The sequence below is a fragment of the Paenibacillus sp. MAHUQ-63 genome (assembly GCF_028765165.1).
In the GTDB taxonomy this organism is placed as follows: domain Bacteria; phylum Bacillota; class Bacilli; order Paenibacillales; family NBRC-103111; genus Paenibacillus_E.
Genome location: NZ_JARADB010000005.1, coordinates 246,218 through 269,624, shown reverse-complemented (window position 1 = coordinate 269,624; position 23,407 = coordinate 246,218). Strand labels below are relative to the sequence as shown.

Annotated in this window: 18 protein-coding genes; 14 read left to right on the top strand and 4 right to left on the bottom strand. The window is 53.4% G+C overall.

Going from position 1 to position 23,407, the window contains the following annotated elements; genetic code table 11:
• Nucleotides 1-204 precede the first annotated feature (204 nt).
• From PUT07_RS27115 to PUT07_RS27085, 7 genes are all read left to right on the top strand, one after another.
• Entirely contained in the window at nt 205-1,170 is a 966-nt protein-coding gene (locus PUT07_RS27115) for a substrate-binding domain-containing protein (RefSeq protein ID WP_274471903.1), read from the top strand.
• On the top strand, nt 1,167-2,627 hold the full coding sequence (locus tag PUT07_RS27110; RefSeq protein WP_274471902.1) for a sensor histidine kinase: 1,461 nt from the start codon (nt 1,167-1,169) through the stop codon (nt 2,625-2,627). Before PUT07_RS27115 ends, PUT07_RS27110 begins: the two co-directional genes overlap by 4 nt.
• Entirely contained in the window at nt 2,602-3,960 is a 1,359-nt protein-coding gene (locus PUT07_RS27105) for an AraC family transcriptional regulator (protein ID WP_274471901.1), read from the top strand. Before PUT07_RS27110 ends, PUT07_RS27105 begins: the two co-directional genes overlap by 26 nt.
• A gap of 253 nt (nt 3,961-4,213) precedes the next feature.
• Nucleotides 4,214-5,587, top strand: coding sequence for a sugar porter family MFS transporter (locus PUT07_RS27100; protein WP_274471900.1), 1,374 nt, complete (start codon nt 4,214-4,216; stop codon nt 5,585-5,587).
• Nucleotides 5,588-6,114: 527 nt separating this feature from the next.
• On the top strand, nt 6,115-7,308 hold the full coding sequence (locus tag PUT07_RS27095; protein WP_274471899.1) for a ParM/StbA family protein: 1,194 nt from the start codon (nt 6,115-6,117) through the stop codon (nt 7,306-7,308).
• Nucleotides 7,305-7,778, top strand: coding sequence for a hypothetical protein (locus PUT07_RS27090; RefSeq protein WP_274471898.1), 474 nt, complete (start codon nt 7,305-7,307; stop codon nt 7,776-7,778). Before PUT07_RS27095 ends, PUT07_RS27090 begins: the two co-directional genes overlap by 4 nt.
• 34 nt (nt 7,779-7,812) lie before the next feature.
• Entirely contained in the window at nt 7,813-8,271 is a 459-nt protein-coding gene (locus PUT07_RS27085) for a hypothetical protein (protein WP_274471897.1), read from the top strand.
• A 50-nt stretch (nt 8,272-8,321) separates the two neighbouring features.
• Here PUT07_RS27085 and PUT07_RS27080 read toward each other — a convergent pair whose 3' ends face one another.
• The 4 genes from PUT07_RS27080 to PUT07_RS27065 all read right to left on the bottom strand — a co-directional run bounded on the left by PUT07_RS27080 (nt 8,322) and on the right by PUT07_RS27065 (nt 11,640).
• Nucleotides 8,322-9,131 carry an HAD-IIA family hydrolase gene (locus tag PUT07_RS27080; RefSeq protein WP_274471896.1) on the bottom strand — a complete coding sequence of 270 codons (810 nt, stop codon included), beginning with the start codon at nt 9,129-9,131 and terminating at the stop codon, nt 8,322-8,324.
• Between the two features lie 129 nt (nt 9,132-9,260).
• Nucleotides 9,261-10,010 (bottom strand): MBL fold metallo-hydrolase, encoded by a 750-nt coding sequence (locus tag PUT07_RS27075; protein ID WP_274471895.1) that lies wholly within the window; start codon nt 10,008-10,010, stop codon nt 9,261-9,263.
• 181 nt (nt 10,011-10,191) lie between these two features.
• The gene (locus tag PUT07_RS27070) at nt 10,192-10,944 is read right to left on the bottom strand and encodes an MgtC/SapB family protein (RefSeq protein ID WP_274471894.1); all 753 of its coding nucleotides are present in this window, start codon (nt 10,942-10,944) and stop codon (nt 10,192-10,194) included.
• Nucleotides 10,945-11,085: 141 nt separating this feature from the next.
• Nucleotides 11,086-11,640, bottom strand: coding sequence for a glycerol-3-phosphate responsive antiterminator (locus PUT07_RS27065; protein ID WP_274471893.1), 555 nt, complete (start codon nt 11,638-11,640; stop codon nt 11,086-11,088).
• A gap of 454 nt (nt 11,641-12,094) precedes the next feature.
• Between PUT07_RS27065 and PUT07_RS27060 the strand changes: the two genes are divergently transcribed.
• The 7 genes from PUT07_RS27060 to PUT07_RS27030 all read left to right on the top strand — a co-directional run bounded on the left by PUT07_RS27060 (nt 12,095) and on the right by PUT07_RS27030 (nt 23,382).
• On the top strand, nt 12,095-17,092 hold the full coding sequence (locus tag PUT07_RS27060) for a lamin tail domain-containing protein (RefSeq protein WP_274471892.1): 4,998 nt from the start codon (nt 12,095-12,097) through the stop codon (nt 17,090-17,092).
• A gap of 221 nt (nt 17,093-17,313) precedes the next feature.
• On the top strand, nt 17,314-18,072 hold the full coding sequence (locus PUT07_RS27055; RefSeq protein WP_274471891.1) for an MgtC/SapB family protein: 759 nt from the start codon (nt 17,314-17,316) through the stop codon (nt 18,070-18,072).
• A gap of 278 nt (nt 18,073-18,350) precedes the next feature.
• Nucleotides 18,351-19,661, top strand: coding sequence for an ABC transporter substrate-binding protein (locus PUT07_RS27050; protein WP_274471890.1), 1,311 nt, complete (start codon nt 18,351-18,353; stop codon nt 19,659-19,661).
• Nucleotides 19,662-19,679: 18 nt separating this feature from the next.
• Nucleotides 19,680-20,627, top strand: a complete 948-nt coding sequence (locus PUT07_RS27045) for a carbohydrate ABC transporter permease (protein WP_274471889.1) — start codon at nt 19,680-19,682, stop codon at nt 20,625-20,627.
• A gap of 13 nt (nt 20,628-20,640) precedes the next feature.
• On the top strand, nt 20,641-21,471 hold the full coding sequence (locus PUT07_RS27040) for a carbohydrate ABC transporter permease (protein WP_274471888.1): 831 nt from the start codon (nt 20,641-20,643) through the stop codon (nt 21,469-21,471).
• 19 nt (nt 21,472-21,490) lie between these two features.
• The gene (locus PUT07_RS27035) at nt 21,491-22,258 is read left to right on the top strand and encodes a glycerophosphodiester phosphodiesterase (RefSeq protein ID WP_274471887.1); all 768 of its coding nucleotides are present in this window, start codon (nt 21,491-21,493) and stop codon (nt 22,256-22,258) included.
• Nucleotides 22,255-23,382: a hypothetical protein gene (locus tag PUT07_RS27030; RefSeq protein WP_274471886.1), complete on the top strand. Its 1,128-nt coding sequence runs from the start codon at nt 22,255-22,257 to the stop codon at nt 23,380-23,382. Before PUT07_RS27035 ends, PUT07_RS27030 begins: the two co-directional genes overlap by 4 nt.
• The last annotated feature ends 25 nt before the right edge of the window (nt 23,383-23,407 follow it).

The following is a 23,407-nucleotide window of genomic DNA, read 5'->3' as shown; positions in this document are numbered from 1 at the left end:
CGCCTTCACCGCAAACCATGATCGCCATCCGTATCTTGTCACCGGACAGCCAATGTTATTATGAACGTTCCGGTCGGAATTGAAAAGTACGTACTTTTAAGTAAGATAGTTACCCTTTTGTAACTAAAGCGCTGATGTATATCTCAGGAAGCGCGCGGTCACAATGAAGGTGAATCATAGGACAGACTGAAACGGAGGCACGCCTTGTCGAGAAAATACGGGACATTCGGACTCATAGGCCTGGCATTTATTTTTAGCTATTGTATTATCCAGTTCCTCTCGTCTACATGGCAGATTCACCGCCTGGTCAAGGAAATGGCGGCTGGCGATACCGGGCGCGAAGCCGGTAAACGGGTGATCCTCATTGCGCAAGAGCGGGATAACCCTTTCTGGCGAACGGTTGAACAAGGTGCGAGAGAGACAGCGGCACAGTTAGGCATGCAGATTGACTACATGGGTCCGATCCGCATCAACCCAGCCGAGCAGGCGAATCTGCTGGAGAAGTCGATTGCGGCCAAGCCGGATGCCGTCTTGCTGCAAGGCATCAAGGAGCCGGCCTATGAAGAGTTGATTAATAAGGCGGCAGAGGCCGGAATTCCCGTTATCACTGTGGATGCCGATGCGCCAGGGAGCCGGCGGTTGGCGTATATCGGGACGGATAACAGGGAAGCGGGTCAACGGATGGGAGAGCTTGTTTCGCAAGAAGCCGTAGGGAAGGGCCGCATCGGTGTCATGATCGGAAGCGAGAGGGCGGACAATCAGCTGCAGCGGTTGGAGGGATTTCGCTCCCTACTAGCAGATCGCCGCGGCTTCGAGATTGTCGATGTCCGGTCCTCCAACATTTCCAGACTGCAAGCTGCAAGGCAAACCGAAGCGATGCTGCAGGCCAACCCCGGCATTCAAACGATGGTCGGATTCAGTTCTTTGGACGCCTCGGGGATTGTCGAGGGATTGAAGGCGGCGAACCGGAACGATATCCGCGTCTTCGGGTTCGATGATTTGGAGGAGACCCGGAAGGGCATCGATCAAGGGACGATTAAGGCTGTTGTCGTTCAACATCCCCGGGAGATTGGCGCCAAATCGGTTTATTGGTTAAACGAGTTTTATCAGGGGCACGCGATCCCAGCCCAAAGCTTTATTGCGACGGATATCGTGAAAGGGAAGCCATGAACATACGGAGAATGCTGTTTATTGTCATACCTGCGCTGTTTATTTTCAATAATGCAGTTTCTTATTACATTTTCCACAGCGGAAGAACGGTGCAGCTCAGTTACAATGTCATGCTGGACCGTGTATTATTATACAAACAGATTACACAGCAAACGGAAGATAACCTTCGTGCGCTGAATGCCTATGTCGCAGAGCGCAGCGAAAGTAGCTTACAGGCTTACCTGGGGCTTAAGGAGGAGCTGAATCGCCTTAGCGCGGACTTGTCCGCTCGGAGCGCAATGCCTGGCACAGGACTCGCCCATTCCGGCTATCTGCGGATGCTGGAAACCTTCGCGCGGCAGGAAGACAGTGTCATGAAAGCGTTGGAAAGCCCCGATTCATTGGCTTATATTGCGTTGTATGAGGAGGCGGAACGAACCGCCGTGTTCATCCAGGATGAGGGGCACCGGCTTACCGATTCGGAGCTTAGTTATTACAGACCGTTCTACCGGCAAATTCTGCTTCAAACGGAGGCGATGAACCGCTGGGGCATCGCGATATTTATCTTGAATACATGGATCAGCGTCGTGTTCGCTTATGCCATCTCGCTGGGGATTACGAGGCCGATCCGGCAATTAACGAAGGCTGCACAGCTGATCTCCGGCGGCAATCTGCAGACGGAAGCTCCGGTAATCAGCGCTGAGAACGAATTCGGCGTCCTGTCTGCGGCGTTCGGGCGGATGCAGGACAACTTGCGAGAGCTGATACAGAAGGAGAAGATGAGCCTGGAGAAGGACAAGCTGGTCAAAGAGCTGGAGCTGGAGGTGCTGCAAAATCAAATCAATCCTCACTTTCTGTTCAATTCTTTGAATGTGTTGTCCAAGCTCGCGCTGATTGAAGGCGCTGAACGAACAAGCGACTTGACCGTCTCCATGTCGAATCTGCTGCGGTACAACCTTCGCAATCTGGACCGCCCGGTAACGCTCAGAGACGAGGTGGAGCATGCCAAGGAATATTTCGCCATTCAACAAGCCCGTTTCCGCGACCGGATCCAGTTCGGGACAGAAATCGACGAGCGGGGATTGGATGTCAGCATGCCCACGCTAACCCTGCAGCCGATTCTGGAAAATGTGTTCGTACACGGTATTGAAGGAATGGAGAAGGGGGCGGAGCTGAAGCTGACGGTGTCCTGCGAAGCCGGGTGGGTGCGGGTTGCGATCTCCGACAACGGGATCGGGATGAACGAGCAGGTTCGGGCCGCACTGCTTGATTATGAAGCGGAACCTCCCGGCCGCCGGGAGCACGGGCAATCTACGGGCTTAGGGACGCGCAATGTGTTCAAAAGGCTCGAATTATTTTACGGCAGGAAGAATCTTGTCGATATCGTCAGCAGGCCGGGCGAAGGAACGACAGTTCTTATTAAGCTGCCCGCCGCCGGAAGGGAGGAACCCCATGTACCGTCTATTGATCGCGGATGACGAGGCTCTGGAGAGAGAAGGCATGGAATGGATCGTGAGCCGGATGATGCCGGGTACGTTCGAAATTATTCATGCGGAGAATGGACGGGCGGCTATTCGGAAGGCGGAGGAGTATAGACCCCATATTATTCTGATGGATGTCAAAATGCCGGGTATTCACGGCCTGGAAGCTCTGAAGGAAATTAAGGCGCATCACCCGCAGATCAAAATGGTGTTGGTGACGGCCTATGAATATTTCGAGTATGCCCAAGAAGCGCTGGCCCTGGGGGTCAAGGAGTATGTGGTCAAACCGGCCCGGCGGGACCATATCGTCTCGCTGCTGCAGCGGTTGGTGGCGGAGATTGAGCAGGAGCAGCGAAAGCGCGACGAGGAGCTCGCCATGCGGGACAAGCTGTTCCAGCTGCTGCCGCTTGCGGAAACGGAACTGGCTCTGAACTTTATGTCCGACCAAGTCAGCGAGATGGAAGCGGGGAACTTGGCGGAGCTGCTAGGTCTCTCTATCGATCAAGGCTGCGCGCTTGTGCTCGCTGTGCCGGAATTGGGGCATATCCCTGAGAAGGAATTAGGCTTGGAGAAGAAGAGGATTTACGAATCGGTCAAAGCGATGGCCAAAAGCGCCGTCAGAGACAGGATCGGCTGTGTAGTCAGTTCCATGGTCTATTCCCATATGGTTATTTTCTTTCTGGAGAAACCCTCTGCGAAGGGAGATAGGCCGTCAGACGAGGCGCAGGCTCTTGGCGCCAAGCTGCTAGAGGCGCTGCGCAGCCAACGGGGAATTGAAGCGGCCGTCGGTATCGGTTCCGTGGGAGCAGGGATCCAGGGGATCAAAAGATCATATTACGAGGCTGTATTTGCCTCAACGTATCACAAAACGTGGGGAACCCTCTGCCGCTTCGGCGATCTGCATGAGGTGTCGATGGAAGGGCAGCGGGAGACAGGCGACACAAGCAGGGAACGCACCTATGTGGAATTGGCGATCAAGCAAATTCGGGAGGAGCGCGAACAGCGGACATGGAGTGTTGTCGACAAGGCTGTGACATTCATTAAAGGCAAATACCAAGAGGAGTTGTCGCTAGAGGAAGCCGCGGATCATGTTCATTTGAACCCGTATTATTTCAGCAAGGTGTTCAAGCAGCATACGGGGGAAACCTTTATCGATTATGTGACGGGGCTGCGCATTGACAGGGCGAAAGCTTACATCCGGGAGGGGCAGCTGAGCCTCAAGGAGGTTTGTTATGCGGTTGGATATAAGGATCCTAATTATTTCAGCCGTGTTTTTAAAAAAGTAACCGGGGTTACACCCACGGAGTACCGCCATCAGCCGGGCGATTAAGTTCATGCGCAATAGCATGGACTTTTTTGTCGTGTGCGGACAAGATAGTGCTAGTTTGCGGCAGCGCTTCGCATAGACTGAGGCGGGGGTCAAAATTGTGCTGGATAACGTCAATTAAGTGCAGGGAAAGGAAGCCGAGCATGCCCGGAACCCGTGATATAATGGGCACTGTCACAAGAGTATATCGTTTATTCAGCATATAACATGACTCATACGCGCGAAGTGCGGTGATGTCGGAAAGGATCAAATCAGCATGAAATATGTCATTCTCGTATCGATGGTTGCCGCTTTGGGCGGTTTATTGTTTGGGTTTGATACGGCTGTCGTGTCGGGTGCCGTCGGTTTTATGAAAGAACGCTTCGACCTGAGTGAGATCGAGGTGGGGTGGGCGGTCTCGAGCTTGATTATCGGCTGTATTATAGGAGCTGCCAGCGCCGGTGTGCTGGGAGACAAATTCGGGAGGAAAAAGGTGCTGCTGCTGGCCGCGTTGCTATTCATTATCGGATCGGTCGGATCGGCGATTCCCGATACATTCACCGGTTACATCATTTCCCGCATGATTGGCGGTCTAGGGATTGGGATCACGTCGACGCTCTGTCCGCTCTATAACGCGGAGATCGCGCCCGCCAAGTACCGCGGCCGGCTTGTAGCGTTGAATCAGTTCGCGACGGTCACCGGCATCTTCCTGGTGTACTTCGTTAATATGTGGATTGCCGGCTACGGGGACGACGCATGGGATGTATCTACGGGATGGCGGTGGATGTTCGGCTTCGGTGTTCTGCCCGGCTTACTGTTCTTCATCCTGCTGTTCTTCGTGCCCGAAAGCCCGAGATGGCTGATTAAGCAAGGCAGGGCAGCGGAGTCGCTTCCGATCCTGCTTCGCATTCACGGCGAACAGCTCGCGAGACAGGAAGTGCTGGAGATCAAGGAGTCCTTCCAACAGGAAAGCGGATCGGTCCGCCAGCTGTTCAGCCCCGCCTTGAAGCTTGCTCTCATCGTGGGCGTCGGGCTTGCTATTCTACAGCAGGTTACGGGAATTAATGCGATTATGTACTATGCGCCGGAAATATTCAAACAAACGGGCGCCGGCACCAATGCCTCATTGGTTCAGACGATTCTGGTCGGGCTCATTAACTTCCTGTTTACGATTCTGGCGATTTGGCTGATCGACAAGGTGGGTCGGAAGCCGCTGCTGCTATGGGGAACGGCATTCATGACGGCCTCCCTCTTCATTATCGGCATGGAGTTCCATTCGGGACAGCCTTCCGGGCCTCTGGTGCTGGCCGCTATCCTGCTGTATGTCGCTGCATTTGCGATCTCGCTCGGTCCGGTCGTGTGGGTGCTGCTGTCGGAAATATTCCCGAACCGCATTCGCGGGAAAGCGACGGCGATCGCGTCCATGGCGCTGTGGACGGCAGATTATGTCGTATCGCAAACGTTCCCGCCGATGCTGGGTTCCGCAGGTCCGGCCGTGACCTTCTGGATTTTCGGCTTTATGTCTTTGTTTACGTTCTTGTTCACATGGCGGATTGTCCCTGAGACGCGGGGGAAATCGCTGGAGGAAATCGAATCCTTATGGTCTTCGGATAGTAAAACATATGCGATGAAAGAAATGCCGGATGCTTGATTCCGGCTTTTTTTTATGGTTTAACAAGCACGTGCGAATCCTGTTCTGGAACACTTCTTCTCCTTTTTTGCTTATTCGGTATGATTTTTCGAATACAATAGGCGGAATTACAGTGGAAAGAGGAAATGTATTCTATTTTTCATATAGAATCGCCGATTTTAGTGATTAAGTGATGAATCTATATGATTTTTCATATAGAATCAGAAATTTCGTCGAGTTCTGTGCCAACTCCCGCGCCAACTTCCGCTTGCGGTGCACACGACTCATAGTACCCTCCTCTTATCCTGCAGCTATCCATAAACTTCGACGTTTGAACCTTAACGTTCAAACTTTAAACTTTAAGGTTCAAACGTTAAGGTTCGAAGCTTGAACTTTAAATCTTAAATGTTAAATCTTAAACTTTAAACTTTAAAGTTGATTCCAGAGAAGTGATAAAATTAACGGAAAATTCCAAATACCCTCTGAATCTAGCTCTCTCTTTCGAATGTTTATATAGATACAATTCAAGGTAGGAGAGGGGAATTGACTTGACAAAGAACGAAGTCTTAACCACGACCATCACGCTGTCCATCGATAACGGCAGCAGTCATGTCAAGGTGATTTATGACCATTTGGACTGCAGTTTCATTTTCCCTAATGTGCTGGCACAACCGTTTGGTGAACGATTTCTTTTGATGGAACAAGGTGATCCCCTGGATTTCCTCGACGTACAGATTACATCGCCTGCAATTGAGAGCGACCAATACCGTCATGTTTATGTAGGCAATCTCGCCATTGGTGACGAAGGCATTCTTCATGAAATTGTCGGGGACAAAGCCGTGCAGAAGAAAGCGCAAAGGCCGGAAACGATGGTGACGCTCCTCACGGCGGCGGCATATGCCATTGCCAAGCAGAACGAAGGGGCCATCCAGAAGGGGAAGAAGCGGATCAAAGCCGCCGTCAACCTGGGCACCGGTCTGCCGATTCGCGAAATCACGAAGTTTCGCGATGAATTCGCCCGGAAGATTACGGGTGGCGTGCATTCCGTTACGTTCGTGACAACCCCCGGATTCAAAGGCGTGACCGTGGAAATGGAATTTACGCTGCCTACCGATATTAGCATCGATGACGTCTCCGGCGTATACGATCTGGAAGCGACATCGAAATCGCATCTGTCGCACAAGGGCTTCGGCATTGCCGATGTTGGCGGCGTCGATATGGATATCGCCTTCTTCAGACCAGGTCTCGACCTGGATCAGCGGCACTCCACAGGCGCCAAAATCTATCTCAACGATGCGCTGGAAAGCATTCGTAACGAAGTCAATGCGCAAGGCGAAGAGCTGCTGGCGAGTACGGCGGAGCTGACGCTTATGCTGATCAACAAAGAGTATGAGATTTATGCCGAGGGCAAAGTTGTGTTCGACATGACCAGCCTGATTAATAAGCACATGCGCATATTGGCGGAGAAAGTGCTGAAGTTCGCCCGCAGCTCCTGGAAACACGTTCGCTATGCGAACGAGTTCTGGTTTATCGGCGGGGGAGCTGTCGTGCTGCAGCCATGGATTGAGAAATTGAACGCCGAGCTCGGGCTGCCCATTCGGTTCGATACGGCCGAAACCAGCCAATTCCGTAATGTGCGGGGTACGTTCCTGATGCTGGACCATGCGTTGAAGCATGAGAATGAAGCCGCGGCCGGCTCGGCAGGGAAGGACACTGCTGATAGCGGGAGCGGTTCCGATTGAAAAAACGCCGATCCACTGTTTACGTTCGTTCCGGCAAAGACGTAACCCTGTATATTCCGTCAGATACGCCGCCGGAAGTCATCGACTATTTGAACCAACTGAAAAGGGATGGTTATTTCAGTCAAGGCATTATGGACATTCTGATCCAATACGTGCGCGAGCAGCGATCGGCCATACGGCCGCCGGTCATTCCGCCGGCCGAAACGACAGGCTCTGAGGGGGTTTCCATTCCCTCACCTTGGATGGATGATTCGACAAATACGTTACCCCACATAGACGAAGACAGGATAGACCTGGACAAGCCCTCTGCTGTAAGCGATAACAGCTTGGCGGCGGTTGAGTCGGTACCGCTCGTCCAGACAGCTGCCGCTGAAGCGAAGAAATTTAGTATGGCACAAATCTTCCGGCAGTCCCGGCAAAACTCGGGTAAGCTGGTGCCTACCTCGGATCATGGCAGGGAGCCTGAGTAGGTGAACTCCATGATCAAGATAAGGAGGACATCGAATGGACAATGGTCAAACGAAGGAGGCCGTGCGTCATTTTTCACTGTCGGACGACGTTTTTCGTTATCCCGGCTTGGATATTTATACGCAGATGACCGTCATCGTGTTGAAATGTTTTTCCTCGGAATCGAATTTTCCCGAACTCGCCGAGATTGCGAAGCTGGGCCGCATGAATGTGAAGCAGGTCTCCAAAGCACTGCAGACCCTCGTCGAGATGAAGATTATTTCCCAGAAAATATTCCGCCGTTTGGTCGGTGATTTCCAGGACGATCGGCTGTCATGGGCAGCCAAGGGGCTGCTTGCGTTCTGCAAAGAGCATCCTCAGATTCAGTTGGACGATCTGATCGAGATGTCCAGCGAATCGGGTGAGGACGAGACGAGCATACGCATGGCGCTTCGGGAACTGTATCAGTTCGGATATTTGGATGAATACCCGGTGTGGAGCCAGATAGCGAATTAGGCTCTCAAATGAAAAGCTATCCCTCGAGAGGGATAGCTTTTTTGTGTTATTTATTCAGCCGCACTAGCCGTTTCTTCCAGCGTCTCTTCCAGCAGGAGATCATAGACGGAATTCAGCACATAGTCCGGTTGATAATTGGATTGCGCCAAATCTTCTTTTTGCGTAATGCCCGTCATCACCAAGGCGGTATGCAGTCCGGCCAGCTTGCCCATCAGGATGTCGGTCTCAATCCGGTCGCCTGTCATCAAGCATTGATCGGCGCGCAGCTGCAAGCATTCCAAGGCGGCTTTGGCCATATGCACGGAGGGCTTGCCGATAATGAGTTCGACCTTCTTGCCCGTGGCGCCTTCAATGGCTCCGATCATGCCGCCGCAATCGGGCACATCGCCCCCCTCAACGGGACATGTTCGGTCAGGGTTGGTGGCCAGTACGGCAGCGCCTCTTTTAATGGCCTGATAGGCGAAGTCCAAGTGGGAGTAGTGGAAATCGCGATCCCAAGAGGCGATGACGACATCCGTCTCCTCGGGCGTATTCGCGAACGGAAGGCCGGCTTGCCTGAACTCTTCCTTGATCAAGGGTTCCCCGATGACATAAATAGGTTTACCGGCATAATGCTCTTGCAGATAGCGAATTGTAACCAGCGTAGGGCTTAAAATATGCTCGAGCCCGATGGGAATCCCAAGATCGGTTAGCTTTTTCACATATTTCTCCCGGGATTCGATCGTTTTGTTCGTGAGAAATAAGATCTTCTTGTTCTTGGCCCGCAAATATTGAATGACTTCCGCAGCTCCGTCGATCAGTCGATTGCTCAAATAAATCGTCCCATCCAAATCAAAAATATACCCGTCAAAGCTTTTCATTCTGGTTCCTCCCCAAATTTCCCATGTTATCTAACGTAAAAAAATCCCAAACCCCAGACAGACCTCACCCTGGGGCGCAGTCAATCAGATAGGTTTGGGATTCTACTCGTCTCAGTCCCTTACAAATCATCAAAGCGATATGGTCATTAAATCGAAGCCAAGGCTTATTTTGGCGCTGGCGGCAGGCGGCAGCTTGCCGAGCACGTTCTCATACGGCTCACTATCCGTTATATGCACAGCAACGATCCGGCCGATTCGTTCCAGCGGGTAATAATCGGCAATGCCTTGCAAGCTCGAATGGTGGGCACCGGAACGTTCGGCGGTTGTAGCTTCATGGATGAGAACATCGATATGCGCCCGTTCCTTGATCCAGGGATTGAGCTCGGTATCGGCGGAATAGACAAGCACCTTGTCCAGATACCGGATTGAGAGCCCTGCGGTCGGCCCGAGATGAAGGCTCGGGAATGCCGAGATCGCTATATGCTCTTCCTCAACCAGATGAGACTCCTTCGTCCAATCGAAAGTGCGGATATCGATGGAGAATTGGATAGGCCATGCGTCGATCTCCATCACGTCCAACCACTTCCGAAGCTGAGGCTCCTGCTCCTCGGAGCAGTGAACGGTCAGAGGCTTCATTCGCTTGGCGAGCCACATGCCCCATAAGAGGGAGGGGAATCCGTATACATGATCGATGTGCGCATGGGTGAAAATTACGCGGTCCACCAGATTAACGCCTACGCCCAGTTTAGCCAGCTTGCCCAAAGGGTTGCCTCCGACATCAATCATGGTGTAGGACTCCCCGTGCCTCAGAAGGAGATAGGTGTTGTCGCGCTCAGCCCCGCCAGCGGCAGCGGCGGTTCCTAGTAATGTAATATCCATGTATGCTCCTTTCCTTCCTGCCGGCAACATAAAAAGAACCCCTAAACTACACATGAACCCACGTTCCGCTTGGGACGTGAGTGCAGTGTAATCAGGGGTTCTCCATGGTCTCTACCCGACATACATGCGATTGAATTATATTTACTATACACCACCAAAAATGGAAGCGCAATCATCAATTTTACATAACCTGAACTTTGGAAGCTTCCGTATTTCGGCCCGGCTGGTCGTGCCGCAGCTCCATAGACAGCACCCCTTCAATGCGTGAAATTTGCTCTATGGCCCGATTCAATCGGTCGGCGGGGACCGTTTTGACGCTGATTTTCAGCGCGATCACAGACCCTGGATGCTCCTCCGTTCCTGCCGTATCTAGCTCCATCATCACGTTCTTCACCTGAATATCCTGCTCGGTGAATGAAGATAAAATAGCGTCCATGACATCCATGCGGTCATGGATTTTGATGATGAGCTCCTGATGTTTGCGATGACGGAACAGATGCTTCTCCCATTTATTGAGGACGAATAAGCTGACGAGCACCATGAAGGTAGCCAGCACGGCGCAGTACAGAAACCCGGCGCCTACGCAAAGCCCGATCGCGGCAACGACCCAAATGGAGGCGGCAGTGGTCAGTCCGGAAACGGTGGAACCGTTCCTCATAATCGCGCCTGCCCCGAGGAACCCGATTCCGGTGATGACCTGTGCCGCCAGACGAGCGGGATCGATTCGCACATTCGCTTCATAGACGAACTGGTTGAATCCGTATATCGACAGCAGCATAATGGCGGCGGAGCCGATGCATACCAGAATATGCGTCCGCAGCCCTGCCGCATGGTTGCTCCATTCCCGTTCGAAGCCGATCATACCGCCTAAGGCGGCAGCTGTAAATATGCGGAGTGTTAGCTCCAAATGACTAATCTGCCAAATGCTATCCATGCGGATCCTCCCTCTTTTCTGAAATGAAAAAGGCCTCCCTGAAAAAAGCCGCCGGACCAACGTCCGCTGCAACCTTTTCCAAAGAGGCATTCTCCCATTCTCTTACCGCTTTGTAGTCGTATTCTTATTTACAGCCTTGTATTACCACAGCTCGGATTTGCCCGTCGATACGGCGAGCGCTCCGGCCTGCAAAGCTTCGTCGATCTGCCCTTGAGAATCGACCAGCCCTCCGGCAATGATCGGGTAGGGGGTCATCTCCGTTAGCCCCTCGATAATACGGGGCATGATGCCCGGCATAACCTCAATGGCATCCGGCTGGCTTTGTTCCGCTGCTTTGATTCCCCGGACCACGGCACTGTGGTCGATTAGGAATATGCGTTGAATCGCCATTAAATTCATGTCTTTGGCGATGCGAATCAAGTTGCCCTTCGTAGAGATGATTCCTGTAGGCTGCACGTTCTTCGCGATATAGGATAATCCGGTTCGGTCCGGTACGATGCCTTCGATGAATTCGATGTGAATGAAGACTTGTTTGCCGGCACGCTTCACGCGCGCTACCAATTCATGCACATTGAAGATGGAGCCCATTAACAGGAAAATGATATTGGCTTGACTGTTTATCGCATGCTCTAGCTCTTCCTCTTTCTGTACGGCGGCAATGGTCTGGTGCTCTACAAGATCGATAATCGGATACACGCCAATTCCCCTCTCAGAATAATAAAAAACCCTGACCTCGATGAACACACCCCTCCAGATGAAAGGACATGATCACGGGTAAGGGTTTTTCTCTATAGTCGAACCTGACCGTAGTTCAATAGGTATTGAATCAGTTTGAATTATAGAGAGGGAGTTTGTTTTTGTCAATGGTAAAATGCAGGCGAAGGATGCCACAAAAAGTTCTTGCATTTCCCGGTGTCAGTGACGATAATGGGAGTAATTGCAACCGGTTTCATAATCTGAAACCATCGCGAATGAATGATGTTGGGCGGAGACAATGAGAAACCCAGGTATCTATCATCGCTTGGCGAATGGCGCAGTGTGGCGCGCGTTCGGTCCGGCGGGTGGGAGTCTGAGTTTTTTTGTTGTCTCTTTTTGCATATTCATGCGGACGGGTTCAGAGGAGACAGGTGTGGAAAAAAGGAGGAATACGATGAATCGCAAGACCAAATATGCCGTGAATGCACTGCTAGCCGTATCGCTTATGGCGGGGTCAGCGGGGGCAGGGCTGGGCGCGGGCGTGCCGAAGGCTGCTGCAACAGTGGCTGTACCGAAGCTGCTGATTACGGAGATGGTGCCGAATTCAGTAAATATGTCATCTAATGACGGATATGAATACGTGGAACTGTATAATGCTTCCGATGAGCTTATGGACTTAACGGGATATAAACTGCGCGGGAAAATCGACGGTGTTCAGATGTGGGAGGGGACGCTTGGCAGTCTGCGCATTCCTCCTCGAGAGTCGATTGTTGTCTGGACACAGAACAGCACGATCAGCAAGCTCAATCCGGCCTTGACCCGGGATCAATTCCGGACTAATTACAAAGTGGCCATGTCGGATCTTCCGGATGACCGCATTCATCTGCTGCAGAATGTACCCGGGTTGTACAACGGAAGTTCTACACAGAAGAATATCGGCATTTTCTTGGTAGACCCGTCCGATACAGAAATAACCGTAGCCACCTACTACGTTAACGGGGCAGGGGATACTTTTGAGAATCAAAGTATCACCTTCACCCAGCCTGCATCAGGTAATGCCATGGTGCATACCGGGGGCAACAAAACTGCGACACCGGGGCGCAGCGTGGCCGATGAAGTGCCGGGAACCCCACCCGTCGGTGTCTCCGCAGTGGGAGGCGATCATAGCTTAACTGTCACGTGGACCCCGAGCGGAGAGCCTGGTGTAACAGGCTACCGGATCTATTCGCAAAATGGCCTCCCGACGGCTTCCGTGACCGGTGCAACATACACCTACACAGGCCTCGCGAACGGTGCCAATTATACGTTCACGCTGTCTTGCGTGTATGCGGATGGCAGCGTATCGCCGGCGTCCGCTCCAGTCCTCGGGAAAGCCGGCATCCCTGTGCCTCCGGCGGTCACGACCGGCTTACAGGCGCTGCCGCGCGACAAGGCGATCCGGCTCAGCTGGGATGCCGCTGCGGAGGGCGACATTGCCGGCTACCGCATTTATCAGAACGGCACACAGCTGCCGGATTTGGTGACAAGCCCTGCGTATGTAGCAGAGGGGCTGACCAACGGGGAGAGCGTTACATTCGCTGTCTATGCGGTCAATCAGACCGGCTTGCAGTCGGCGCAGCCCGCAGTCGCTGTGCAGAAGCCTCAGGCCGCGCCGCCGCTGGTCATTACGGAGATGGCGTCGAATACGAAGAATAGCGACTATAAAACCGGCGGAACCGACGCTTTCGAGTTTATCGAACTGTACAACTCAACCGGCACACCGCTCAATTTGAAAGGCTTTACGTTGAAATACATGGCAGGGGCGACCGAATACCTGTATCCGATCTCCGAGGACAAGATCGTGGCTCCGCAGGAAACGTTTATCATTTGGTTCAAGAACAGCAACGTCCTCCAGGTTGGACTGCCTGAGTTCAATACGGCTTACGGCAGTGCAATTACGGAGAATCAACTGTTCGTCGTGGTGAACGGCGGCATGTCCAATTCGGCGCCCCGACGGGTACAGCTTCTGGACCCCGACAATCGTCTGCTGACGGACACGGCCTATGCGGTGGAAGATGTCGGTGAGAGCATCTCCGCGAACTTCATTCCTGACCGGGCTGGCGGGGCTGTATCAACGGAAAGATTCTCGAAGCCGGCGAATCCCGGCTACCTGTATCCGGTTCAGCGAGTGGCTGATCCTGCAGACGGCATGCCGCCGGCAGCTCCTGCGGGTGTACAAGCAATCGGCGGTATTGGCGGCGTGAAAGTTACGTGGAGCAAGGATCTGGAGCCGGACGTTGCTTATGTGAACGTCTATATCGACGGCACTCTCGCGAAGCAGCTGCTCATGCCGGAGAAGGAAGCGGTAATTGAAGGCTTGGCCAACGATAAGTCTGTCACCGTACAGGTTAGCGCCATCGATACGTCAGGCAGAGAATCGGTTCGATCTGCGCCTGTCACCGTAACGCCAACCGCGAATGAGATGCCGGCTCTCCTCATTACGGAGCTTGTTCCCGATACATGGAACACGGAACCTCTGGAGGCTAGAGACGTTTATGACGCATATGAGTTCATTGAGCTTTATAACCCGCATAACGAGCCTATCGATTTGAACGGCAAGTCGGTGAGATTCACGCAGCCCGATGACGCCTCCAAAAATTGGCTGTGGACGTTCCGCGAGCAGACGCTTATTCAGCCGCACCAATCGCTGCAGTTCTGGGTACGTCCGAGCGGACTGGGCTACTTGAAGCCGGATGGCTTTAATTTCTTCTACTATGGTTTTCAGAACAACAAGTACGTGCCGGATTCGGCCATCGTGCTCGGTGACGGTGCAGGCGGGTTGACGAATACGGGAGGTATCGTCGAAATTGTCGAGGCAAGCGGCACTGTGCTCGCCCGAGCTGCCTATACAGCGGGCCAGTTCTTGGAGAAAAAAGGCATCACGTACGCTTATCCGATGTTCGGCGGCACGGAGATGCGGGCTGTCGGCGTCATGCAGACCGGAACGCCGGGCATAGTCGGCGCATCGCAGCTCCCGCGCGAAAGCTCGGAGGATACGACAGCTCCGGCGACGCCGGCGGGCCTTCAGGCGCAGCCGGGCCGGGGTGAAGTGAGCATCAGCTGGCAGCCCGGCGCGGATGAGGACCTGGGCGGCTACCGGCTGTACGTAGACGGTCAATTGGAGGCGACGCTGCCGGCATCGGACGTGTCATATAAGCTGGCGGGACTCCCCGGCGAGGTGGCCGTGAAGGTCGAGCTTAGCGCTGTCGATCATGCCGGCAATGAGTCGGCTCACGCTTCGGCGACGGCGAAGCCGGGCTACCCGCAGATGACGCAGGTCGAGCGGGATCCGAGCCCAGCCAATGCATGGACGTCGTCGCGCTATCAGGAGGCATGGGCGATCGGCGGCAAAGGGCCGATAATTCCAGGGCTTGTTCAGGGCCACGTTCCGCAAGGCATGTCGTATTATGCCGATGGGCAGCGGGAATGGATACTCATGGCCGCCTACCATTTCTCGGGCGATCCGAGTACGCTGGCGATCGTCAACGCGAAGACGGGCCTCTTGGAGAAATATGTCCATCTGAAGGATACCGACGGTTCGATCTATATCGGTCATGCCGGCGGCGTAGCCGTAAGCAAGGAGAACGTCTGGCTGTCTTCCGGCAAGAAGATGTACCGCATGCCGATTCAGACGCTGATTGACGCGCCGAACGAGGGCTTCGCCCAATTCGCCGATTCTTTTGGCGTTGTCACGAACGCTTCGTTCGCAGCGTATGCGGACGGCATGCTGTGGGTCGGTGAATACAGCAATCCGCCATCCTACACGACAAGTCCGTCTCACCAAATGGTAAATAGGGACGGCGAGACACATCTGTCGTGGATTGCCGCCTATCCTTTGGATGAGAATGATCGATTACCGGCTTCCACGCCGAGCTTCCGTGAAGAGAACATGGACAAATACGTGCCGGAGTATATCCTCAGCATCGGAGATAAGATTCAAGGTGTCGCTTTCAACAAGGGCGAAGTGCTCTTGACTTATAACTACGGGCGTCCTTATAACTCCATTCTGCGTTTCAGAATGCCCAAAGTGGCGGACGCGGCCACGCGCAGCGCGGATACGTCCATCGGCGGCGTAACGGTTCCTGTCTGGCTGCTCGACAGCAAGAATAAACTCGGATCCATCAACGTTCCGACAGGCGCCGAGAATATGTTTATCCGTAAGGAAGCGGGCGACGATCACCTGTATGTGAATTTTGAATCCGGTGCGAATCATATGCGCTTCTTATCGTCCTATTCCATGGACCGACTGCTGAAGTTAGATCTGGACCGTCTGCGAAGAGGCGGCAATGACGCTTCAGATTCAGGCAAGGGAGGAGCGGCCGGCCCCGGCGTTCCAGGTGGAGCTGCGAAGCCTGAAAGGTTGCAAGTGACGCCAGAGGAGATCAAGCCCGGCGGCGATGCCGTCGAATTGAAGCTGGACTCGAAGACGACCCAGATTGCTCTTTCGAGCGCGGTTCTGGCAAAGATGAACGGTCTTCCGCTGGAGGTTACGAAGGGCGGCGTGAGCTTGGTCATTGCCGGTGAGACGCTGTCAGCTGCTGGAGCCTCCGCATCAAGTGGGTCACAGCTGGTCGTGACGATTAAGCCTGCCGCAGCGCCTGACGAAACCAAAGAAAGAAGGACGGCGGGCGACGCCTTCACCATCGGCTTGTCTATGGAGTCGGCGGACGGTACGGCGGCTCCGGTGGAAACGTCGGAACATTCGCTTCAGGTCAAGCTTCAAGTAGGCACGGGATACGACCCTCGTTTGGTTGGTGTATATGCTCTTGATGCCAATGGAAGGCTCAGCTATGCCGGCGGGGAAGTGAAGGATGGCGTGCTGACCTTGCAAATCGCGGCGACCGGCACCTATGTCGTGCAAGAGTACCGCAAGTCGTACGCCGATGTGCCGAGCGGCCATTGGTCCTCCGAGGCGCTGCAGGTGCTTGCCGCGAAGCATGTCGCTGACGGCGTCACCGAGGATACCTTTGCGCCGAATACGGCCTTGACCCGGGCGGAGCTCACGGCGCTGCTCGTCCGCGCATTCGGCTTGACCGCAAGCGGGGAGAAGGCTCCGTTCGCCGATGTGCAGCCGCAGGACTGGTATGCGGCGGCGATTGCGGCCGCAGCGGCTAACGGGCTGGTTAGCGGTGTCGAGCCCGATCGCTTCGCGCCGAACGAGCCGGTGACCCGCGAACAGATGGCGGTGCTGCTCGTCCGCGCCTGGGAGCGGAAGGCCGCGTTAGCGGAGGGCGACGCCTCAGCTCAGCCGTTCGCAGACGCCGCTGCCATTGCCGATTGGGCGGCTCCGGCGGTAGCCAAGGCGCGCAGCGCCGGCTTGCTCAGCGGCAAGGAGGGAGACCGCTTCGATCCGGAAGCCGTCACCACGCGGGCTGAAGGCGCACAGGCGATTTACAATGCGCTTTATAAATAAACCGGTACAAAATTTCAAATTTTAAATTAGTTATTGACAAAAAGATGCATCCAGCTTTATAGTAAGCGTATTCATATGAATATACGGCTTAGGCGCGAGTCCTTGGAGAAGACCTTACCCGTAATCATATCTCTTTCCCTATGGGGGAGAGGTGTGTTTACCGGCTTAAGGTCTTTTTGTTTTACCGGCATAAGCGTATGAAAGGAGCGTGGTGACAGGATATGAGCAGCGTATGGCATATTAGCCACCTGGATTTGACAATACGCATTCTCCTGGCAGCCGGGCTCGGGGGTTTGGTCGGTCTGGAACGGGAATGGAACAACCACGCAGCAGGCCTGCGGACACATATTCTCGTCTGTATCGGGGCTGCGGCGATCATGCTGCTGTCGATCTACGGCTTCGCCGACTTCGTGAACGAAGCGCAGGTTCGGGTGGACCCGTCCCGGCTGGCCGCTCAGGTTATCAGCGGAATCGGGTTTCTGGGAGCGGGTACCATCATGCGGACGGGGTTTACCGTGTCGGGTTTAACGACGGCGGCTTCCGTATGGGTGGTGGCGGCGATCGGCCTGTGCGTCGGAGCGGGCTTTCTCTACTGCGCCGTGTTGGCGACCGTCATGGTTCTGTTAAGTTTGTTCGTGTTGAACAAGTGGGAGAAATATCTGATGCGTAACCGGAGGACGAAGGAGGTGGTGATCAAAATTGTCGATAAACCCGGTGTGCTGGGAAGCATTGCAACGCAATTCGGTGAGAACAGCATCCACATTGTGAACGTCCAGATGAAGCCCGGAGGAATGGCGGAGGTGGACGGGGCCATGGAGGCGGTGGCCGAGCTGCACTTCAGCTTGAAAGCAAACCAAGGCGAGACGTTGATCAAGGTGATGAATGCCATTTCAACCTCGAAGCACATTTTATCGACCGAGTACGAAACCATCAGTTTAGGAACGAGCTCTCGGGGGGCAAGAGGTCATGCAGTCGGTTAAACGACAAAAAGCTGCAAATAAATTGGTAATTTTTAAGAGATTGTAAATCAGGCCGCAAATTATTGACTGAAATCCGATTATGTGAAATACTAGTAACAACATTAAGAAAACGCTTTAATTCGTTCATAACGATTGGGTGCGGAGATCACTGAGACAGCCCAAGAGACGAACGGACCGCGTGCGATTTGGCGCGGATCCCTAGTTTCTTGTGTCTTAGTGCTCTCCTTTTTTCATCCTCGAAAATTACTAGTCCTGTATAGGAAAGGGGTTCCTACCGAATGAAACTTACAAAATGGTTACCGACGCTTGCAATCTCCTCTTTAATGCTTTCAACCGTAGTCGGCTGCTCCAGCGGCAGCGAAGAGCAACCTGCAGCTTCCTTACCGCCTGCTGTGGAAGATAATTCTCCAGTGACGATCCAATATTGGCACTCGCATGCAGATGTGCAAATGCCGGCTGTTAACTATATGATCGCTGAGTTCCAGAAGAAATATCCGAATATCACCGTTGAGCCCGTGTTCCAAGGCGCTTACGTGGATTTGCACAAGAAGCTTCAAGCGGCTGTAGCGGCGAAAGAAGTACCGGCCGTCACGAACGTGGAAGTATCCGTGCTTCCGAACTTCGCGGATGGCGGCGTATTTGCGGACTTAACCCCGTACATCGCCCGCGATAAAGTGGATATGAACGATTTCTCCAAAGGGATGCTGCAAGCCTACTCCTATAACAACAAGCAGTTCGGATTCCCTCTGATCGTTAGTACGAGCGTAATGATTTATAACAAAACGATGCTCGACAAGCTGGGCGTGAAGCCTCCGCAAACATGGGCTGAAATTGAGGATTTTAATAAGAAGGTAACTGTGAAGGATAACGGGAAAACATCAAGATATGCCTTCTCCGTCCCGGGGTGGGATACCTGGTACTATGATCCGTGGATTTCCAACGGCGGGGGTACGATTCTGAGCCAAGATCACAAGAAATCGCAGCTGGATCAGCCGGACAGCCTGAAATGGGTGCAAAACTTCCAAAAATGGATGAAAGACGGCTCCATGCACATGGGATACGGAAAAGGTGCTTCCGATACGATGCGCCAAATGTTCCTGGAAGAAAAGGTAGCGATGGTTCAGCATAGTTCCGCGATCATCAAGACCTATTTGGAGAACGCGAAGTTTGAAGTAGGCGTATCCTTCCTGCCAGGGGACAAAGAACGCAAATCCCATATCGGCGGAGCGGGCATTGTGATGATGGACTTGGCGCCGGCTAAACAGAAGGAAGCTGCCTGGAAGTTCATCAAGTTCATGACAGCCGCTGAGAACAATATCAAATGGGCGGAAGGCACAGGCTATCTGCCAACGCATAAATCGGTTCTCACAACGGATGAAGGTAAGAAATACTTCGAGAAGCTGCCGCAATACAAAGCCGTATTCGATAACTTCGACAACGTTGTAGGCCGTCCGCAGCATCCGGCATACCCGGAATTCAGCAAGAAGTACATGGAAGCTCTCGGTAAGATGATTCTGGAGAACGCAGATCCTGTACAAACGATGAAAGAGGCATCCAAAGAAATCGATGCGATATTGCAAGAAAGCTAATTGGAGAGGGGAGTCAACATGAAAGCGACGGAAGGCCAGCAGGCCCATTTACAGCAAGAATCAGCCAGCCTGACGACGAAACGCTCCAAGTCTCGCATGGTGGAGTATTTGAAAGACTTTTCGTTCGCGGTGCCCGCACTGGTCGTATTAGGGATGTTTATTTACTACCCGCTGCTCAACTCGCTATACCTTAGTTTTACGAATTGGAATATGACGAAGCCGATGAAGAAATTCATCGGTTTCGACAACTACACGTACTTGCTGACAAGCAAAACGTTCTATAACGTACTCAAAATCACATTCACTTACACGGTCTTGGATGTTGTGCTCACGCTCGGACTGGGGCTCCTGCTGGCGCTGTTGTTTAATTCCATCTCGAAATTTTTCGGCTTTATGCGAGCTGTTATTTTCATGCCGCATTATATCTCCATGGTTATCGTTTCCATGATTTTCTTATGGGTCTTTAACGGTCAATACGGATTAATGAATGAATTGCTGAAATGGTTCGGTTTGGAACCGGTACAATGGCTGACCAATACGAAGACGGCCCTTTGGGTGCTGGTCGTTGTTGCCGTGTGGAAGGGCGTAGGATTCACGATGATCATCTTCATTGCGGGACTTCGCAGCATTCCTGTCGAGTACTATGAAGCTTCCGGCATTGACGGGGCGACGAAATGGATGCAGTTCTGGAAAATTACGCTGCCGATGCTGTCTCCGACGACGCTGTTCCTGGTCGTTACCCACTTCATTTCTTCCATGCAAGTGTTCCAATCGGTTGACGTTATTACGAACGGCGGACCGCTCGAATCGACGAAGGCGATGGTGTACTGGATCTATGAAATGGCCTTCACGGAATTCCGCACGGGCCGCGCATCTGCGCTTGTCATTATTTTCTTCATTATTATCATCTTGCTGACTGCTGTTCAAATGTATGTCTCCAAGAAGAAAGTCCATTACGAAGGGTAGGTGCCAGTGACAAATGAAAAATCCGCTGTTAACTTCTACCCGGGTCATTGTCGCAATTTGTATTACGCTACTGATGTTTTTCCCGATTTACTGGATGCTCATTACCGCTTTGAAAACGCCGGCTGAGCTTCGCATGGCTACCCCGAGCTTCTGGCCGGAGAAGTTCATGTGGGAGAACTTTGTAACCGCTTTTAAAACAATTCCGTTTTACCGCTTCACCGTGAACACGGTCATTCAGACCGTAGGTATCGTTTTCCTCCAAATCAATATCGGCATTATGGCTGCATATGCTTTCGCCAAGGGTCAATTCCCAGGCCGGGATTCCATGTTCGTGCTGATTCTGGCGGCGCTCATTGTTCCGGAACAAGTCATCTTCGTGCCGATTTACGTGATGATGTCGAAATTCGGCTGGATCAATACGTACTACGCCTTGATCATTCCGCATGCGGCTTCGGCTTATGGCATCTTCTTGCTCCGTCAAATGTTCCGCTCCATCAACAATGACGTGATCGAGGCGGCGAGAGTGGACGGGGCGAACCGCTTCCAAGTGCTCTACCGCATCTTGACGCCGATGGCGATGCCGACGGTCGCCACCTTGACGGTCATCTCTTTCATTCATAGCTGGAATGCCTATTTCTGGCCGCTGGTCATGACGAATTCGAACAAAATGCGCGTGCTCACGGTCGGGATTGCGATGATGCGCGATTCCATCGCGGGCAACGAGGCGCTCAATTTCCATCTTCTTATGTCGGCCAGTATCCTGGTCATTCTGCCGATCGTGATCATGTTCGTGTTCGCACAGAAGTATATTGTAGCCGCTATGGCGAACTCGACCTTTAAGTAAGAGAGGAGCTTCTTCCATCATGTCCAAACAACCACTGCTAGTCATTGCGCACCGCGGAGCGCGAGGGGAAGCGCCGGAGAATACGCTGGCCGCTTTCCGGCTCGGGCTGGAGCAAGGGTGCGACGCCATTGAATTGGATATCCATCTATCCAAAGACGGGGAAATCATCGTCATTCATGACGACACTTTGAATCGGACGACCGATATGCAGGGTCGGGTGAATGATTTGACGCTGGCTGAGATTAAGCAGGCTGACGCCGGCGGCTGGTTTCACGAATCATTCGCAGGCGAACGTGTGCCTACGCTGGAGGAAGTGTTAGATTTGGTGCCGGCGAACATCATGATCAACGTCGAGATCAAGCATTCTTACGGACGTCATACGGAACCGGCCCTCGTGGAGCTCATCCGTCGCAAGAATCGCGTCCACAGTGTCGTCATCTCTTCCTTCGATCATAAAAGCCTGCTGTTCATGAAGCTTCTGGAGCCGGATATCCGAATCGGTCTGCTCTACGATATTAATCCGGGCCAGCACAGCGCGATGGCAGGCACTGTCGGGGCGCCCGTGTACTCCCTGCATCCGAAGCATACCCGCATCAGCAGGGAGGATGTGCGTGCGGCGATTGCCCAAGGGCTGCAGGTATACCCGTATACGATCAATGATGATAAGCGCATGGCGGAGCTGATCGAGCTCGGCGTCTCCGGCATCATTACCGACTACCCGGGCAAGCTGCGGGCTATGCTGCAGGCACAGCCGCAGGGCCAGCCTTATGCAGAGGCGGGTCGATGAAGCGCTTGGCTTTGGCTGTTCTCGCAGCAGCATTGCCGGTGCTGGCTGTGGCGGGCTGCGGCTCCGCCGCTCCCCCGACATCACCGGCGAGTGCGAAGCCGGCTGCAGCCGTGACGGCGGCGGTATCCCCGGCAGCGTCCGCAGCGCCATCCGGAGCGATTACGCAGGAGGAAGCGGGCATCAAGATCCGTGTCGACATGCCGGAGATCAAATCGTTCCTCCAGCGAAGCAAGCAAGGCCCGGTTGTTCCAGCCTTGAAGCAGAATGCGGTGCCCCAAGGTATGGCTTACTTGGAGGACCGCGGCTGGATTCTCGTGTCGTATTATAGGGACGAGGGCAAATCCAGCCTGCTCACAGTCATCGACGCTGCAACCGGCCAGATGGTCAAAGCGCTTGAACTGTACAAAACCGCAGGCGTTCCCTACACCGGCCACGCCGGAGGGATCGCGGCCAGCCGCAAGCATGTCTGGATTTCATCCGATAAAGACGTGAACTACGTCAACATCGATGAAATTGTGAATGCGAGCGACGGCAAGCTTACGTTCGCCGGAGCTGTGAAGAACGATACCCGTTCCTCATTCACGGCTTATGCGGAAGGCGTCCTGTGGATCGGTGAATTCGCCCATGGCACGGAGTATCCGACCGATAAGTCGCATTATATAACGAACCGGGATGATAAGGAGCATAAAGCTTGGGCCGTCGGCTACAAGCTGGATGCAACGTCGGACCTGCCGGTTGCTCAGGCTGGACAGAGCGGTGAACCGGCTGTGCCGGATTACATCATGTCCCTGCCCGACAATATTCAAGGGATGCATGTCGGCCAAGACAGCATTTGGCTCAGCCAATCCTATGGCCGTAACAACGCAAGCACGCTGTTCCGTCATGCCAATAGCGTGAAGTCGGATAAACCGCACGCGAATGTGACCGTTCGCGGCAAGCAGGTACCTCTCTGGTTCCTGGATAGCAAGAACAAGCAAAGCCAAATGGAGACCCCTCCAATGTCCGAAGGGTTGTTTGAAACGAAAAGCCAGCTGTATATGCTCTTCGAATCCGGAGCTGCCAAATATCGTACGTCTTCGAGCTATGCGCTCGATCGGATTCAAATCCTTCCCTTGCAGGATTAATGCCTGATAGTGGCATGCGGCATAC

Bases quoted from the DNA above. Each gene is read 5' to 3' on its own strand.
- PUT07_RS27110 (WP_274471902.1), top strand. From the start codon at position 1,167: ATGAACATACGGAGAATGCTGTTTATTGTCATACCTGCGCTGTTTATT.
- PUT07_RS27105 (WP_274471901.1), top strand. From the start codon at position 2,602: ATGTACCGTCTATTGATCGCGGATGACGAGGCTCTGGAGAGAGAAGGC.
- PUT07_RS27100 (WP_274471900.1), top strand. From the start codon at position 4,214: ATGAAATATGTCATTCTCGTATCGATGGTTGCCGCTTTGGGCGGTTTA.
- PUT07_RS27085 (WP_274471897.1), top strand. From the start codon at position 7,813: ATGGACAATGGTCAAACGAAGGAGGCCGTGCGTCATTTTTCACTGTCG.
- PUT07_RS27080 (WP_274471896.1), bottom strand. From the start codon at position 9,131: ATGAAAAGCTTTGACGGGTATATTTTTGATTTGGATGGGACGATTTAT.
- PUT07_RS27075 (WP_274471895.1), bottom strand. From the start codon at position 10,010: ATGGATATTACATTACTAGGAACCGCCGCTGCCGCTGGCGGGGCTGAG.
- PUT07_RS27070 (WP_274471894.1), bottom strand. From the start codon at position 10,944: ATGGATAGCATTTGGCAGATTAGTCATTTGGAGCTAACACTCCGCATA.
- PUT07_RS27060 (WP_274471892.1), top strand. From the start codon at position 12,095: ATGAATCGCAAGACCAAATATGCCGTGAATGCACTGCTAGCCGTATCG.
- PUT07_RS27055 (WP_274471891.1), top strand. From the start codon at position 17,314: ATGAGCAGCGTATGGCATATTAGCCACCTGGATTTGACAATACGCATT.
- PUT07_RS27050 (WP_274471890.1), top strand. From the start codon at position 18,351: ATGAAACTTACAAAATGGTTACCGACGCTTGCAATCTCCTCTTTAATG.
- PUT07_RS27045 (WP_274471889.1), top strand. From the start codon at position 19,680: ATGAAAGCGACGGAAGGCCAGCAGGCCCATTTACAGCAAGAATCAGCC.
- PUT07_RS27040 (WP_274471888.1), top strand. From the start codon at position 20,641: ATGAAAAATCCGCTGTTAACTTCTACCCGGGTCATTGTCGCAATTTGT.
- PUT07_RS27035 (WP_274471887.1), top strand. From the start codon at position 21,491: ATGTCCAAACAACCACTGCTAGTCATTGCGCACCGCGGAGCGCGAGGG.
- PUT07_RS27030 (WP_274471886.1), top strand. From the start codon at position 22,255: ATGAAGCGCTTGGCTTTGGCTGTTCTCGCAGCAGCATTGCCGGTGCTG.